The 15885-nt window shown below is 42.7% G+C and carries 10 protein-coding genes, 22 tRNA genes and 3 rRNA genes; 3 read left to right on the forward strand and 32 right to left on the reverse strand.

What is annotated here, in order from left to right:
• Positions 1-49 precede the first annotated feature (49 nt).
• The 26 genes from LAU42_RS09210 to LAU42_RS09335 all read right to left on the reverse strand — a co-directional run bounded on the left by LAU42_RS09210 (position 50) and on the right by LAU42_RS09335 (position 8250).
• Positions 50-1015: a tyrosine-type recombinase/integrase gene (locus LAU42_RS09210; protein WP_224183306.1), complete on the reverse strand. Its 966-nt coding sequence runs from the start codon at positions 1013-1015 to the stop codon at positions 50-52.
• Between the two features lie 278 nt (positions 1016-1293).
• A tRNA-Gly gene (locus tag LAU42_RS09215) sits at positions 1294-1368 on the reverse strand.
• A gap of 19 nt (positions 1369-1387) precedes the next feature.
• Positions 1388-1461, reverse strand: a tRNA-Cys gene (locus tag LAU42_RS09220).
• A 5-nt stretch (positions 1462-1466) separates the two neighbouring features.
• Positions 1467-1538: transfer RNA gene (locus LAU42_RS09225), tRNA-Gln, on the reverse strand.
• Positions 1539-1550: 12 nt separating this feature from the next.
• Positions 1551-1623: transfer RNA gene (locus LAU42_RS09230), tRNA-His, on the reverse strand.
• A gap of 2 nt (positions 1624-1625) precedes the next feature.
• Positions 1626-1699: transfer RNA gene (locus LAU42_RS09235), tRNA-Trp, on the reverse strand.
• Positions 1700-1736: 37 nt separating this feature from the next.
• Positions 1737-1820 (reverse strand) — tRNA-Tyr (locus tag LAU42_RS09240).
• Between the two features lie 8 nt (positions 1821-1828).
• Positions 1829-1904 (reverse strand) — tRNA-Thr (locus LAU42_RS09245).
• Between the two features lie 19 nt (positions 1905-1923).
• A tRNA-Phe gene (locus tag LAU42_RS09250) sits at positions 1924-1996 on the reverse strand.
• Between the two features lie 5 nt (positions 1997-2001).
• Positions 2002-2077 (reverse strand) — tRNA-Asp (locus LAU42_RS09255).
• 9 nt (positions 2078-2086) lie between these two features.
• Positions 2087-2160: transfer RNA gene (locus LAU42_RS09260), tRNA-Met, on the reverse strand.
• Between the two features lie 57 nt (positions 2161-2217).
• Positions 2218-2310 (reverse strand) — tRNA-Ser (locus tag LAU42_RS09265).
• 11 nt (positions 2311-2321) lie between these two features.
• Positions 2322-2395, reverse strand: a tRNA-Ile gene (locus LAU42_RS09270).
• 35 nt (positions 2396-2430) lie between these two features.
• Positions 2431-2504, reverse strand: a tRNA-Met gene (locus tag LAU42_RS09275).
• 25 nt (positions 2505-2529) lie between these two features.
• Positions 2530-2605 (reverse strand) — tRNA-Ala (locus tag LAU42_RS09280).
• A 19-nt stretch (positions 2606-2624) separates the two neighbouring features.
• Positions 2625-2698 (reverse strand) — tRNA-Pro (locus LAU42_RS09285).
• Between the two features lie 9 nt (positions 2699-2707).
• Positions 2708-2784 (reverse strand) — tRNA-Arg (locus LAU42_RS09290).
• A gap of 14 nt (positions 2785-2798) precedes the next feature.
• Positions 2799-2887: transfer RNA gene (locus tag LAU42_RS09295), tRNA-Leu, on the reverse strand.
• 15 nt (positions 2888-2902) lie between these two features.
• Positions 2903-2977: transfer RNA gene (locus LAU42_RS09300), tRNA-Gly, on the reverse strand.
• Between the two features lie 5 nt (positions 2978-2982).
• Positions 2983-3066, reverse strand: a tRNA-Leu gene (locus tag LAU42_RS09305).
• A 19-nt stretch (positions 3067-3085) separates the two neighbouring features.
• Positions 3086-3161, reverse strand: a tRNA-Lys gene (locus tag LAU42_RS09310).
• A 6-nt stretch (positions 3162-3167) separates the two neighbouring features.
• Positions 3168-3243 (reverse strand) — tRNA-Thr (locus LAU42_RS09315).
• An 11-nt stretch (positions 3244-3254) separates the two neighbouring features.
• Positions 3255-3330, reverse strand: a tRNA-Val gene (locus LAU42_RS09320).
• A gap of 11 nt (positions 3331-3341) precedes the next feature.
• A 5S ribosomal RNA gene (gene rrf / locus LAU42_RS09325) occupies positions 3342-3456 on the reverse strand.
• Positions 3457-3553: 97 nt separating this feature from the next.
• Positions 3554-6478 (reverse strand): 23S ribosomal RNA (locus LAU42_RS09330).
• A 218-nt stretch (positions 6479-6696) separates the two neighbouring features.
• Positions 6697-8250: ribosomal RNA gene (locus LAU42_RS09335) — 16S ribosomal RNA — on the reverse strand.
• Together the 16S, 23S and 5S rRNA genes with 22 tRNA genes alongside form the textbook arrangement of a ribosomal RNA operon.
• A 476-nt stretch (positions 8251-8726) precedes the next feature.
• On the opposite strand from LAU42_RS09335, the gene LAU42_RS09340 reads away from it, so the two are divergent.
• Entirely contained in the window at positions 8727-9158 is a 432-nt protein-coding gene (locus LAU42_RS09340; protein WP_224183307.1) for a DUF2614 family zinc ribbon-containing protein, read from the forward strand.
• A gap of 6 nt (positions 9159-9164) precedes the next feature.
• Here the strand turns inward: LAU42_RS09340 and perR are convergent, their stop codons facing one another.
• From perR to LAU42_RS09355, 3 genes are all read right to left on the reverse strand, one after another.
• Entirely contained in the window at positions 9165-9614 is a 450-nt protein-coding gene (perR, locus tag LAU42_RS09345; protein ID WP_224183308.1) for a peroxide-responsive transcriptional repressor PerR, read from the reverse strand.
• 70 nt (positions 9615-9684) lie between these two features.
• Complete coding sequence (locus LAU42_RS09350; RefSeq protein ID WP_224183309.1) at positions 9685-10632, reverse strand: phosphoglycerate dehydrogenase; 948 nt, start codon at positions 10630-10632, stop codon at positions 9685-9687.
• Between the two features lie 11 nt (positions 10633-10643).
• Positions 10644-11096 carry a peroxiredoxin gene (locus LAU42_RS09355; RefSeq protein ID WP_224183310.1) on the reverse strand — a complete coding sequence of 151 codons (453 nt, stop codon included), beginning with the start codon at positions 11094-11096 and terminating at the stop codon, positions 10644-10646.
• Between the two features lie 81 nt (positions 11097-11177).
• On the opposite strand from LAU42_RS09355, the gene LAU42_RS09360 reads away from it, so the two are divergent.
• Together LAU42_RS09360 and LAU42_RS09365 are read left to right on the forward strand one after the other, a co-directional pair.
• Entirely contained in the window at positions 11178-12476 is a 1299-nt protein-coding gene (locus LAU42_RS09360) for a glutamate-1-semialdehyde 2,1-aminomutase (protein ID WP_224183311.1), read from the forward strand.
• Between the two features lie 50 nt (positions 12477-12526).
• Positions 12527-13609 carry an FUSC family protein gene (locus LAU42_RS09365; protein WP_224183312.1) on the forward strand — a complete coding sequence of 361 codons (1083 nt, stop codon included), beginning with the start codon at positions 12527-12529 and terminating at the stop codon, positions 13607-13609.
• Positions 13610-13639: 30 nt separating this feature from the next.
• On the opposite strand, the gene LAU42_RS09370 is transcribed toward LAU42_RS09365, so the two are convergent.
• From LAU42_RS09370 to LAU42_RS09380, 3 genes are read right to left on the reverse strand one after another with little or no spacing between them, the layout of a single operon-like run.
• Positions 13640-14143: a DNA-3-methyladenine glycosylase gene (locus LAU42_RS09370; protein WP_224184788.1), complete on the reverse strand. Its 504-nt coding sequence runs from the start codon at positions 14141-14143 to the stop codon at positions 13640-13642.
• A complete protein-coding gene (locus LAU42_RS09375) occupies positions 14083-14244 on the reverse strand; it encodes a hypothetical protein (protein WP_224183313.1) in 162 nt (53 codons plus the stop codon). The genes LAU42_RS09370 and LAU42_RS09375 overlap by 61 nt, the downstream gene beginning before the upstream one ends.
• The gene (locus LAU42_RS09380) at positions 14245-15846 is read right to left on the reverse strand and encodes an FMN-binding glutamate synthase family protein (protein WP_224183314.1); all 1602 of its coding nucleotides are present in this window, start codon (positions 15844-15846) and stop codon (positions 14245-14247) included.
• Positions 15847-15885: the final 39 nt, after the last annotated feature.

The raw sequence follows: 15885 nt of genomic DNA on the forward strand, positions 1-15885 counted from the left end.
TGTCCGAAGACAAGCGTCGTTTATCCGATTAAGCTACGGAAAATAGCGATTATAGGCGATTCAAAGGCGAATGCTTGGCGTGGTCTCTTCGTATATCAGACGAATACATTCGCACATACACACGTACCATCTCTAGCGTACTATGTCCGAGTATGTCCTGTAGAACGAATATATTACCACCATTCTGCACGTACATCTTTGCGAATGTATGTCGGAATGTATGCGGACTTACACGAACGTTATCTATGCCGGCCGCTCTTCCGTATCGTTCTAACCGATTCTGCACGGAACGTGGTCGCAATGCCGTATCATTCTGCGATATAAACAACGCATCAGACGGCGATTCGCCTCGCACATCTATGTACTTCCTTAACGCAGTCTTTAGCGTTGCTGCTATCGGAATATTACGATACGTCTGATTCTTGCCGAATACTTTAACGTAGTTATCCTCGAGGTTGATATCGCTTAAAGATATATCGCATAACTCACGCAGACGTACGCCTGTATCGAGCATAAACAGTATCAGTACGTAATCGCGATATCCTACGAACGTATCCGTATCACATGCGTTAAGCATCTTTAGTATCTGCGTATCAGAAAACGTCTCTATTATAGGCGCTTTTACTTTCGGCATAACGAAATTGTTAAACGGATTATCCTGCGCCCACCCTTTCGACTGAATAAACGTACAGTAGCGTTTTAAGGCACGTAGGGACGTTTCTACGCCATTCTTTTCGTTACTAGACGTATTTATCCTGTAATCGATAAATGCGCTTATATGCGCTCTATTAAGCGCTAATGGCGGCGGCTGATTATATAATTCGGTATATATGCGTTTAAAGATGCGTAGATGTTCCTTATAATAGCGGTTAGTATGCGGAGACAGATTGCGGTACTTGTTGTCGGCAAGAAGTGATGATACGGCTTCATCGAATGTCTGCGGTAAATGTTCGCTTTTATCCGAATGAATACGTACATTATCGGGGTTATTGCGTAGTATAGTACGTCTTTTCATAACGGTACACCTCCTCTAAGGCGATGGATTTTAGTCCGGCGTAGTGTCCGCTATGAAAACGTATAGGTAAGCGATTAAGGTAATCGTGTAGTGTGCGATTTTATCTCCGGATTTTGAGTCCGGCGCGTCTGCCAATTCCGCCACGGTGGCTGAATGGTCAATGTAAAAATTATAACGCAACTCAATTTATACGTCAACTAAGCAATTGCTAATAATAAAGTGAGTGATTTCTAATTAAAAAGTGCAAAAAAATAAGCTACACTTTGGTAACTAAAAAATGGAGCGGAAGGTAGGACTTACACCTACACCTCAGATCAGGAAGATCTGTATTCTAAAAGTTGAAATACTCCCGCAATATAAAATTAGTAAAGATGGAGGCGCCAACCGGATTTGAACCGGTGATAGAGGTTTTGCAGACCTCGGCCTTACCACTTGGCTATGGCGCCTTTAACTGGGCTAGCTGGATTCGAACCAACGAGTGACGGAGTCAAAGTCCGTTGCCTTACCGCTTGGCTATAGCCCATTAATAATAAAGGGCGACTGATGGGAATCGAACCCACGAATGTCGGAACCACAATCCGATGCGTTAACCACTTCGCCACAATCGCCATGGCAGGGGCAGTAGGAATCGAACCCACACCAAAGGTTTTGGAGACCTCTATTCTACCGTTGAACTATGCCCCTATATTAATATTCTAGCATATGTATAATTTAATTTAAATGGTGGAGGGGGGCAGATTCGAACTGCCGAACCCGAAGGAGCGGATTTACAGTCCGCCGCGTTTAGCCACTTCGCTACCCCTCCAAATGGAATGGTGCCGGAAAAAGGACTTGAACCCTCAACCTACTGATTACAAGTCAGTTGCTCTACCAGTTGAGCTATTCCGGCATAATATAAAATAAAAAGATGGCTCAGGACGGAATCGAACCGCCGACACAAGGATTTTCAATCCTTTGCTCTACCGACTGAGCTACTGAGCCATACATGGCGGTCCCGACGGGAATCGAACCCGCGATCTCCTGCGTGACAGGCAGGCATGTTAACCGCTACACCACGGGACCACTTAATAATTGCGGGAGGCGGATTTGAACCACCGACCTTCGGGTTATGAGCCCGACGAGCTACCAGACTGCTCCATCCCGCGATAATAATAAATAAATTGAAAACCATCTATTTTATTGATAGCTGAAGTAAAAAATAATGGCGGAGGAAGAGGGATTCGAACCCCCGCGAGCCGTTAAGCCCCTGTCGGTTTTCAAGACCGATCCCTTCAGCCGGACTTGGGTATTCCTCCATTATATAAAGTGGACCTTGCAGGACTCGAACCTGCGACCAAACGGTTATGAGCCGTTTGCTCTAACCAACTGAGCTAAAGGTCCTAAATCCAAAGGTAAACACTTATTAAAATAAATAGTGGCGGCAGAGGGGATCGAACCCCCGACCTCACGGGTATGAACCGTACGCTCTAGCCAGCTGAGCTACGCCGCCGAAATAATAACTATGAAATTCTATATGGTGGAGACTAGCGGGATCGAACCGCTGACCTCCTGCGTGCAAAGCAGGCGCTCTCCCAGCTGAGCTAAGCCCCCATATACGATGTAAAGCAAGTCGGGAAGACAGGATTCGAACCTGCGACCCCTTGGTCCCAAACCAAGTGCTCTACCAAGCTGAGCTACTTCCCGTAGCAATAATGGCGCGCCCGAGAGGAGTCGAACCCCTAACCTTTTGATCCGTAGTCAAACGCTCTATCCAATTGAGCTACGGGCGCAAATTAAAATTAAATGGTGCCGAGGACCGGAATCGAACCGGTACGGTAATCACTTACCGCAGGATTTTAAGTCCTGTGCGTCTGCCAGTTCCGCCACCCCGGCATTCAATTTTAATAATGGAGCGAAAGACGGGATTCGAACCCGCGACCCCAACCTTGGCAAGGTTGTATTCTACCACTGAACTACTTTCGCAAATATGGTGCGGGTGAAGGGAGTCGAACCCCCACGCCAAAGGCGCTAGATCCTAAGTCTAGTGCGTCTGCCAATTCCGCCACACCCGCTTATTATATTTATTAAAAATGGTGAGCCATAGAGGATTCGAACCTCTGACCCTTTGATTAAAAGTCAAATGCTCTACCAACTGAGCTAATGGCTCAAGAAATGGTGCCGGAAAAAGGACTTGAACCCTCAACCTACTGATTACAAGTCAGTTGCTCTACCAGTTGAGCTATTCCGGCATAATATTAAATGGTGGAGGATGACGGGATCGAACCGCCGACCCTCTGCTTGTAAGGCAGATGCTCTCCCAGCTGAGCTAATCCTCCTGGGTAAATCTGCCCGGCAACGTCCTACTCTCGCGGATCGTAAGACCAACTACCATCGGCGCTAGAGAGCTTAACTTCTGTGTTCGGTATGGGAACAGGTGTGACCTCTCTGCCATCGTCACCAGACAAATGAAAGATAAATAAATTATACTTTCAAAACTAGATAAAGCAAGTAAGATATATTAAGTTTTACTCGGCAATCCCGAATAAAAAATCTTTAAAATTGATTAAGTCTTCGATCGATTAGTATTCGTCAGCTCCATACATTACTGCACTTCCACCTCGAACCTATTAACCTCATCATCTTTGAGGGATCTTATAACCGAAGTTGGGAAATCTCATCTTGAGGGGGGCTTCATGCTTAGATGCTTTCAGCACTTATCCCGTCCATACATAGCTACCCAGCTATGCCGCTGGCGCGACAACTGGTACACCAGAGGTATGTCCATCCCGGTCCTCTCGTACTAAGGACAGCTCCTCTCAAATTTCCTACGCCCACGACGGATAGGGACCGAACTGTCTCACGACGTTCTGAACCCAGCTCGCGTACCGCTTTAATGGGCGAACAGCCCAACCCTTGGGACCGACTACAGCCCCAGGATGCGATGAGCCGACATCGAGGTGCCAAACCTCCCCGTCGATGTGAACTCTTGGGGGAGATAAGCCTGTTATCCCCGGGGTAGCTTTTATCCGTTGAGCGATGGCCCTTCCATGCGGAACCACCGGATCACTAAGTCCGTCTTTCGACCCTGCTCGACTTGTAGGTCTCGCAGTCAAGCTCCCTTGTGCCTTTACACTCTGCGAATGATTTCCAACCATTCTGAGGGAACCTTTGAGCGCCTCCGTTACTCTTTAGGAGGCGACCGCCCCAGTCAAACTGTCCGCCTGACACTGTCTCCCACCACGATAAGTGGTGCGGGTTAGAAAGTCAACACAGCCAGGGTAGTATCCCACCAGCGCCTCTACGTAAGCTGACGCTCACGCTTCAAAGGCTCCTACCTATCCTGTACAAGCTGTGCCGAATTTCAATATCAGGCTACAGTAAAGCTCCACGGGGTCTTTCCGTCCTGTCGCGGGTAACCTGCATCTTCACAGGTACTATGATTTCACCGAGTCTCTCGTTGAGACAGTGCCCAAATCGTTACGCCTTTCGTGCGGGTCGGAACTTACCCGACAAGGAATTTCGCTACCTTAGGACCGTTATAGTTACGGCCGCCGTTTACTGGGGCTTCAATTCGTAGCTTCGCATACGCTAACCACTCCTTTTAACCTTCCAGCACCGGGCAGGCGTCAGCCCCTATACTTCACCTTACGGTTTTGCAGAGACCTGTGTTTTTGATAAACAGTCGCTTGGGCCTATTCACTGCGGCTCTTCAAGGCTTGCACCCTAAAAAGCACCCCTTCTCCCGAAGTTACGGGGTCATTTTGCCGAGTTCCTTAACGAGAGTTCGCTCGCTCACCTTAGAATTCTCATCTTGACTACCTGTGTCGGTTTGCGGTACGGGCACCTAATTTCTAACTAGAGGCTTTTCTTGGCAGTGTGAAATCAACGACTTCGCTACTATAATTTCGCTCCCCATCACACCTTGATCTTAATGAGTACCGGATTTTCCTAATACTCAATCTCAGTGCTTGGACGTACATAACCAACAGTACGCTTCGCCTATCCTACTGCGTCCCCCCATCGTTCAAACAATCTTAGGTGGTACAGGAATATCTACCTGTTGTCCATCGCCTACGCCATTCGGCCTCGGCTTAGGTCCCGACTAACCCAGAGCGGACGAGCCTTCCTCTGGAAACCTTAGTCAATCGGTGGACGGGATTCTCACCCGTCTTTCGCTACTCACACCGGCATTCTCACTTCTAAGCGCTCCACATGTCCTTACGATCATGCTTCGACGCCCTTAGAACGCTCTCCTACCATTGTCCAAAGGACAATCCACAGCTTCGGTAATATGTTTAGCCCCGGTACATTTTCGGCGCAGCGTCACTCGACTAGTGAGCTATTACGCACTCTTTAAATGATGGCTGCTTCTAAGCCAACATCCTAGTTGTCTGGGCAACGCCACATCCTTTTCCACTTAACATATATTTTGGGACCTTAGCTGGTGGTCTGGGCTGTTTCCCTCTCGACTACGGACCTTATCACCCGCAGTCTGACTCCCGCATTAAATTATCTGGCATTCGGAGTTTGTCTGAATTCGGTAACCCGAGGGGGGCCCCTAGTCCAAACAGTGCTCTACCTCCAGTAATCATCATGCGAGGCTAGCCCTAAAGCTATTTCGGAGAGAACCAGCTATCTCCAGGTTCGATTGGAATTTCTCCGCTACCCACACCTCATCCGCTCACTTTTCAACGTAAGTCGGTTCGGTCCTCCATTCAGTGTTACCTGAACTTCAACCTGGACATGGGTAGATCACCTGGTTTCGGGTCTACGACCTGATACTCATTCGCCCTATTCAGACTCGCTTTCGCTACGGCTCCACATATACTGCTTAACCTTGCATCAAATCGTAACTCGCCGGTTCATTCTACAAAAGGCACGCCATCACCCATTAACGGGCTCTGACTACTTGTAAGCACACGGTTTCAGGTTCTATTTCACTCCCCTTCCGGGGTGCTTTTCACCTTTCCCTCACGGTACTGGTTCACTATCGGTCACTAGAGAGTATTTAGCCTTGGGAGATGGTCCTCCCGGATTCCGACGGAATTCCACGTGTTCCGCCGTACTCAGGATCCACTCAGGAGAGAATAACTTTTCGACTACAGGGCCTTTACCTTCTATGGCTGATTTTTCCAAAATCATTCGTCTAAACTATTCCTTTGTAACTCCGTATTGAGTGTCCTACAACCCCAGAGTGCAAGCACTCTGGTTTGGGCTCTTCCCGTTTCGCTCGCCGCTACTAAGGGAATCGAATTTTCTTTCTCTTCCTCCGGGTACTTAGATGTTTCAGTTCTCCGGGTGTGCCTTCTCATATGCTATGTATTCACATATGGATAACATGACATAACTCATGCTGGGTTTCCCCATTCGGAAATCTCTGGATCAAAGCTTACTTACAGCTCCCCAAAGCATATCGTCGTTAGTAACGTCCTTCTTCGGCTTCTAGTGCCAAGGCATCCACCGTGCGCCCTTAATAACTTAATCTGTTATTAATATTGTGATGTCTGCATAATGCAGACGCGCGATTTTTTCAAGAATTCAAATATGAACTCACTCGGTTTTGCTTGGTAAAATCTTTTTTATATCTTCTTACTTTATCTAGTTTTCAAAGTACAATCTGAATGTATAAACATTCAAAACTGAATACAATATGTCTCCGTTATTCCTACAAACCTGCTGGTTTGTTTCCGTATTATCCTTAGAAAGGAGGTGATCCAGCCGCACCTTCCGATACGGCTACCTTGTTACGACTTCACCCCAATCATCTGTCCCACCTTCGACGGCTAGCTCCTAAAAGGTTACTCCACCGGCTTCGGGTGTTACAAACTCTCGTGGTGTGACGGGCGGTGTGTACAAGACCCGGGAACGTATTCACCGTAGCATGCTGATCTACGATTACTAGCGATTCCAGCTTCATGTAGTCGAGTTGCAGACTACAATCCGAACTGAGAATGGTTTTATGGGATTTGCTTGACCTCGCGGTTTTGCTGCCCTTTGTACCATCCATTGTAGCACGTGTGTAGCCCAAATCATAAGGGGCATGATGATTTGACGTCATCCCCACCTTCCTCCGGTTTATCACCGGCAGTCTCTCTAGAGTGCCCAACTTAATGATGGCAACTAAAGATAAGGGTTGCGCTCGTTGCGGGACTTAACCCAACATCTCACGACACGAGCTGACGACAACCATGCACCACCTGTCACTTTGTCCCCCGAAGGGGAAAGCTCTATCTCTAGAGTTGTCAAAGGATGTCAAGATTTGGTAAGGTTCTTCGCGTTGCTTCGAATTAAACCACATGCTCCACCGCTTGTGCGGGTCCCCGTCAATTCCTTTGAGTTTCAGTCTTGCGACCGTACTCCCCAGGCGGAGTGCTTAATGCGTTAGCTGCAGCACTGAGGGGCGGAAACCCCCCAACACTTAGCACTCATCGTTTACGGCGTGGACTACCAGGGTATCTAATCCTGTTTGATCCCCACGCTTTCGCACCTCAGCGTCAGTTACAGACCAGAGAGCCGCCTTCGCCACTGGTGTTCCTCCATATCTCTGCGCATTTCACCGCTACACATGGAATTCCACTCTCCTCTTCTGCACTCAAGTTTCCCAGTTTCCAATGACCCTCCCCGGTTGAGCCGGGGGCTTTCACATCAGACTTAAGAAACCGCCTACGCGCGCTTTACGCCCAATAATTCCGGATAACGCTTGCCACCTACGTATTACCGCGGCTGCTGGCACGTAGTTAGCCGTGGCTTTCTGGTAAGGTACCGTCAAGGTACGTTCAGTTACTAACGTACTTGTTCTTCCCTTACAACAGAGTTTTACGATCCGAAAACCTTCTTCACTCACGCGGCGTTGCTCCGTCAGACTTTCGTCCATTGCGGAAGATTCCCTACTGCTGCCTCCCGTAGGAGTCTGGGCCGTGTCTCAGTCCCAGTGTGGCCGATCACCCTCTCAGGTCGGCTATGTATCGTTGCCTTGGTGAGCCGTTACCTCACCAACTAGCTAATACACCGCGGGTCCATCTATAAGTGACAGCAAAACCGCCTTTCACTATTGCTTCATGCGAAGCTAAATATTATCCGGTATTAGCTCCGGTTTCCCGAAGTTATCCCAGTCTTATAGGTAGGTTACCCACGTGTTACTCACCCGTCCGCCGCTAACGTCAGAGAGTGCAAGCACTCTCGTTAGTTCGCTCGACTTGCATGTATTAGGCACGCCGCCAGCGTTCATCCTGAGCCAGGATCAAACTCTCCATAATAGATTGCTTGATAAAGCTCTTTGATTGCTTGAGGCAATCACTCTTGGGAGTGAACTTAATCACTCAAATTATTGGAATTAACGTTGACATATTGTCATTCAGTTTTCAATGTTCATTTTTTGTTGCTACAAGATAAAATTTTAACACGTTTCATTCTTGTTTGCAAGTTTTATTTTGAAGAAGTTTTACACTCGCGATTTCTTATTTGAAATGTTTGTGCGTCGTTCTTACTCAATTAATATTAAATGTTTGAGAACAAAATTTCAATAGTCTTTTTTACACTTTTTCAAGTTTGTTTTTCAAACGTTTAATCGTTGGCGTCACTTATTTTTGCGACTTTTATATCTTATCAACTGTGTCTATAATCGTCAACCCTTTTTTAATGTTTTTTTGATTTTTTTATTCCATGTTAATTTGAATACCTCTACTTTGTTTTTGGCTTTATATAGAAGTTTCTATATAATGTGTTATAATTCATGACAGAATATATAGGAGATGATTGCTTGAAACTATTTAAAAGAAAACCAACAAGTAAGATTAACCGTATGCGTACATGGGCACTCGCAACAATTTTTATTGCGATGATCGTTATGTATATCGGCGCTGCTTTTTTCTATTTCTTCCAGAGTAAACTACTGTTTTCATTATTTTTACTTATCGGTACATTATTATTTCTATTCAGTTTCGTAATGTACTTCTGGATTGGCATGCTCTCAACGAGAACTGTTCAGGTAAAATGTCCAAACTGCGAGCAGTACACGAAAATGCTCGGTCGTGCTGATATTTGCTCAAATTGCAATCAGCCGTTAACACTTGATCCATCATTGGAAGGTAAAGAATTTAATCAGGATTACAACAACAAACGTAAAAGTAAAAAATTAGAGGAACAAAACGAAAACGGAAACTAACTGCAGTTAGTTTCCGTTTTTGTTTTGACAATCTGGACATACACCATAAATCTCCATACGATGATGTGTTACTGCATAACCAGTAATATGCGCTGCGATGCTTTCTACTTCATCAAGCCGTGGGTAATGAAAATCTCTAATCTTACCGCATTCAGTACAAATGATGTGATAATGATTTTGCGTATCAAAATCAAATCTGCTTGCAGCATCACCATACGTAAGTTCTTTTACAAGACCGCTTTCTTTAAAAACCTTTAAGTTATTATATACAGTAGCCACACTCATATTCGGAAAATTAGGCGAAAGTGCTTTGTATATCTCGTCTGCTGATGGATGGCTATCCGTTGCAATAAGGTACTGTAAAATCGCTTGTCGCTGAGGTGTAATTCTTACGCCAGTCTGTCTTAATGTGCCAATTGCTTCCTGCAAAAAGTCCTCGTGCGTATGAACTGACATTTAACCACCTCTTTTACTTTATAGTAATTCTATTTTACATCTTAATTTTCATTATTGTCAAATTACCGGTTTAATATCCTTTTGATATGTCAACTACGTTTTTAAACTTATCTTGATTATCAATCCCAGCTTTTAAATTATCAATAAAGATATTCGTTGCCCTGCGATTATAATGCGTGCTCAGTCCTGTTATATGTGGTGTTAAAATAACATTATCCAGTTGATAAAGTGGATGATCACTTTGCAGTGGTTCTTTGTAAAACACATCTAGACATGCAAATCGAATGATTTTGTCAGTCAGCGCTTTGATCAATATATCCTCTTTCACAATTGTGCCTCTACCGACATTGATAAATAAAGCATCTTCGCCCATCGCTTTAAAGTCTTCCATATCCAGTAGATCAATCGTCTCATTTGTTTCAGGCAATACGTTAACGATAATATCTGACTGTTCAAATGCTTTACGACGTTCTTCGATTTTATAAACTTTATCAAATGATGCCTTATTATTTCCTGTTGTATTAATACCGATTACGTTCATATTGAATGCTTGTGCAATTGTTGCAGCATAAGTCGGAATCTCACCTGTACCGATAAAACAAATCGTTTTTTCATATAATTCTTTATGGCGAATTTCCGTATGATACCCTTTTTCCTGCTGCAGCGCATAATACGCGAGAACGTTTTTGTAGTCTGTCATAATATAGCTGAATATATACTCTGAAATCTGAACTTTATGGACGCCACGTGCATTTGTTAATATGATATTTTTATCACGAATCGTCTGTAGTGGTAACTTGTTTACACCTGCTGCATACCATGCAATCCACTTTAATTCAGGACATTCTTGAATGAATGCTGCATCCAGTTTATTATCATAAGATATTAATACTTCTACATTACGTTTATCTTCTTCCGACATCTCTTTAAGTGCGACTGATTTAAATTTATGTTCAGGAAATTGTGTAATAAGTTCATCTAATATATTTCCCAACTTTACATTAGAAATGATATTCATAACGCTCCTCCTTAAAGTACAGCTTTAATATCATCCATCTGTGACTTCACTTTCACCCCGTCAAAAACATGCATAACACGCGTTTCTTCATCAAGAATAATCGTTGTTCTCACGATTCCCATCGATTCTTTGCCAAACGATTTCTTCATACGATAAATGCCGAGCTGTTCAGAATAAGCGTATCCCTCATCTACAAGCAAATCAAACTTTAAATTGTGTTTATTAATAAAGTTCGTATGCTTTACTTTACTGTCTCCACTCACACCATATACTTGTGCGTTTAAGTCATTCAGAACATCTAAATTGTCATTGAAGTCACATGCCTGAGTTGTGCATGTCGGTGTATTATCTCGGGGATAAAAATACAGTACCGTCTTCTTACCGAACAAATCTTTGTTCGTAATAACGTCTCCGTTTTGGTTCTCCATCTTAAAATCAGGTAATAACATTCCTTTTTCTAACATAAATAACACTCCATTCTCAAATAATGTATAAGTATATGATAGTATAGTAGACGAAAATACTAAACAAAAGAGGTCGATAAAATGAACTTTACAAATTCAAAAGCTATTCAACAGCGTGCCAACGCTGCAATATTAGGTGGTGTTAATTCACCTTCAAGATCATATAAAGCAGTTGGTGGCGGTGCACCTGTTGTAATGGAACGCGGTGAAGGTGCTTACTTTTATGATGTTGATGGTAATAAGTATATTGATTACTTAGCTGCATACGGTCCGATTATCGCAGGTCACGCACATCCTCACATTACGGAAGCGATTAAACGCGCTGCAGAAAATGGCGTTTTATACGGAACACCTACAGAACATGAAGTTAAATTCGCTGAGATGCTGCAGGAAGCAATTCCTTCTCTTGAAAAAGTACGCTTTGTTAACTCAGGTACAGAAGCTGTGATGACGACGATTCGTGTCGCACGCGCGTATACAGGCCGTGATAAAATTATTAAGTTTGCAGGTTGCTACCATGGTCACTCTGATTTAGTGCTTGTTGCTGCAGGGAGTGGCCCTTCTCAACTTGGTACCCCAGACTCTGCAGGAGTACCAAAAAGTGTTGCTCAGGAAGTCATCACTGTGCCATTTAATGATATCGAACAATTTAAAGAAGCATTCCATCACTTCGGTGACCAGATTGCCGGTGTATTAGTAGAACCGATTGTCGGCAATTTCGGAATTGTTGAACCACATGAAGGATTTCTAGAAGCTGTAAATGAAGTAGCTCATGCGCATGGTGCACTCGTAATTTATGATGAAGTGATTACAGCCTTCCGTTTTTGCTATGGCGGCGCTCAGGATATGCTCGGGGTAAAACCAGATTTAACAGCATTCGGAAAAGTTATCGGAGGGGGACTTCCAATCGGTGCATACGGTGGAAGACAAGATATTATGGAACATGTAGCACCACTTGGCCCATGTTATCAGGCAGGTACAATGGCAGGTAATCCATTAAGTATGCAGGCTGGTATTGCATTACTTGAAGTTATAAAAGCTGAAGGCACTTATGAGTATCTTGATAAGTTAGGTGCAATGCTTGAAGAAGGTATTACCGCTTTAATTAATAAATATGGTATTAAAGCGAATATTAATCGTCTTAAAGGCGCAATGACCATTTACTTTACTGATGAGAAAGTCGAAAACTATGATCAGGCAGAGGCAACTGATGGCGAAGCATTTGCAAAGTTCTTCAAATTAATGTCAGCAGAAGGCATTAACTTAGCACCATCGAAATATGAAGCATGGTTTATTACGATTGCACATACAGAACAAGATATAAAAGATACACTTGTTGCAGTAGAAAACAGCTTCAAAAAAATGTCACTTGATAATTAATACAACATCATGTATAAGTGTACTAACGAATAAATAAATGAGGTCGTAATATGAAACTAGGTGCTCGAATATTTAAAACTGGTATCGCAATCATAGTAGCACTGTTTATCGCACATCAAATTAATGCGCCAGGTGCAATTGTCGCAGGTATCTCTGCATTGTTTGCAATGCAGCCGAATGTATACCGTTCATTCAAAACGATTATCGAACAATTTCAAGGTAATCTTATCGGGGCTGTTCTTGCTGTGGCAATGGCAACATTGTTCGGCTTTCATATCGTAATTATCGGCATTACATCAATCATATTAATTTCTATACTGCAGCGATTAAACTTATCACACGTTACTGGCCTTGCTGTCGTTACACAACTCATCATTATGGATCACCAGGATGGTGACTTTATCCAGTCTGCGATTTTAAGGTTTACGTTCGTTATGATCGGAGTAATTAGTGCATTCGTCGTGAATACATTATTTTTGCCACCGAAATTTGAAAGTAAAATTTACTATCAATGTTTAAACATTTCGAGTGATATCTTCAAATGGATTCGCCTTGAAATTAATGGCTCTACAGAATTCCATGCAGTAAAGCGAGATATCGATAATATTCGAAACCGAATCGAAAAACTCGAGGAACAGTATAACTTATACAAAGAAGAACGCGCATACACAAAAAAAGACAGCATTCGCAATTTACGCAAAAAAATCATCTTCAAAGAAACCGTACTTGCAACACGTCGTGCACATGATGTATTACGTAAGATGCACAGATACGAAAATGATGTCATCAACTTACCTGAAGAACTGAAAGTACAGATTAAATTTGAACTGGATGAACTGATGACTTTGCATGAAGAACTGCTTATGCGTATTTCAAAAAAGGTACCGGCAACGAAACACGATTGTCAGACTGTCATTACAGATCCATATAAACTTAATATTATGGATGCATTCCTTGAAGAAATTAATGCAAATCCAAGTGATGACTATAGTAAGGAACATATCTTTGTCATCATCGGTACATTGTTTGATTATCGTGACAAACTTGAGCATCTGGATAGCATTACACATAGTTTCTATAAGTATCATAAAGAAGATAAGAAATTCAGAATCGAAAATCACCATGAAACATAAAAATAGCGCGTGCATCTGCACGCGCTATTTTTATTCAAACCATCCATTATTATCTTCACGTTTTACTTTGTCTTTAGAAACATAAGGATTCCCTTTTACCGTAAAACGATATAAGTAATCTACCGCTTCTTCTTTGTTATCGATACCGATGCGTTTTGATGCGATAATTTCAATAGGTGTTTTACCATCTGATATCGATACACCATCCTCATTTAATCGGGTACCATTATACACATCGCGCGTTACACCTAGACTTTGCGTTAATTTTCCTGGTCCATCAGTTAAATTATGTTCACGCCCACGTCTTACTTTCATTACTTCAATACCCGTTACAGGTTCAATTGCACGAATGAGCACACCTTCAGGATGGTGTTCGTCTTTTGTAATAAAGTTCATGCAATGATGTCCATGCATTGTATAAACATAAATCGTACGATAATCACGATACATCATTTCATTTTTTTTATTACGTTTTAGTTGATATGCATGTGCAGCTTTATCATCTGCACCAAGGTATGCTTCAACTTCTGTAATATACCACCTGTAACAATCCCATCTGTTTCTGTACTGATGTACTTGCCAAGCAGTTGCTTTGCAGCAGATATTGTATCTCCTGCTAAAAATGATAAATCCACTTATATCGCCTCTTCTAAACCTTTATAAAGTTTTTTAACATACTGTTCTCCGGTCATGATTTCACCATTCTCGTTGCGATACAATAAATGTTTCACATTAATTTCTGTAGGTGATTTCACACCGCATGCTGCTGCTAAATTAAATAACCCTTCGTGCATACTTACAACATAATTCGTTACACGATACTGCTTTTCTTCTACAACTAACCCTTTTTCTTTATCCAGATCTGTCGTTGCAACACCAACCGGGCAGTCATTCGTATGACATTGCTGCGCCATTATACATCCGACACTCATCATCATAGCGCGTGCAATCTGAACGAGGTCTGCGCCAAGTCCTAACGCAATTGCAACTTTATCCGGCGTAATCAATTTACCTGATGCAATAATTTTAATGTCATCACGTAAACCGTTCTTTTTAAGCACACCATCTAATATCGGTAATGCTGAGAATAATGGTAATCCAACTGTATCTTCTAATTCCTGATAAGTTGCCCCTGTTCCACCTTCTCCACCATCCACTGTAATAAAGTCAGGGTAAATGCCTGTATCTTTCATGTCTTTTACGAGTGCTTCAAGCATCGTAATATTTCCAACTACCATCTTAAAGCCTACCGGTTTACCACTTAACTTCTGAAGGCGGGCAATAAAGTTCAGTAAGTCAATATTGTTATGAATGAAAGTAAATCTATTCGGTGAGTTGATTGTCGTAAAAGGTTTAACGTTACGAATTTTAGCGATTTCTTCCGTCACCTTTTCCGCTTCAACGTGTCCACCTCGCGTCTTTGCACCTTGTGCAAGCTTAAGTTCGAACGCTTTAACATGTTCTACTTTTGACTTCTCAATAAACTTTTCTTCACTGAAGTTACCGTCTTCATCTCGAACACCGAATAAACCGGGTCCTATCTGGAATATAATATCTACATTACCTTTAAGATGATGGTCACTCAGTCCACCTTCACCCGTATTCATCCACGTTCCTTCAGCAAGACCCAATCCTTTACTTAACGCAGTGATTGCATTTTTACCTAACGCGCCATAACTCATTCCCGATTGCCCGATAAGACGTTTAATCTTAAATGGTTGTGCTGCATTTTTCCCGAGAACGATCGCACGGCCATCTGTAAGTAAGTATGGGTCTACCTGCGCATCTTCTCTATGTTCTTCACGACTGAATAATCCTTCGTTATCGAGTTTATAAATTTTCGTATTTAACTTCTTAGTCTGATCAATTTCTAACTCACTTGCCTCATTTGGAAAGAGTGAATTCTGAAGATAAAAACCTGGTTCAGTAAAGTCACGACGTGAACCAAAACCACCGATACGTGATTTATACTTCCCAGCTTTCACGACATCCAGATAGTCTTTACGAGAAAACGGTGTCGCCTCATTATCCGATTGCATTAAATATTGCCGCATTTCAGGTCCGATTTTCTCAAAGAAATATCTCACACGACCAAGCACCGGATAATTTCTGAGAATACTATGCTGATCCTGCTTACGGTCAACAAAAACTAAATAAATCACAAAAAATACTGCACCAACGAAAATTGCAAGAATGATCATGTCTACAATAAGTTGGATGCCCTGCATTACACTCATTAAAAAAATCCCCTTTATAATAAGATGATATTTCTATCA

Origin of the sequence: Macrococcus armenti (assembly GCF_020097135.1) — a bacterium.
Taxonomy (GTDB): Bacteria; Bacillota; Bacilli; order Staphylococcales; family Staphylococcaceae; genus Macrococcoides; species Macrococcoides armenti.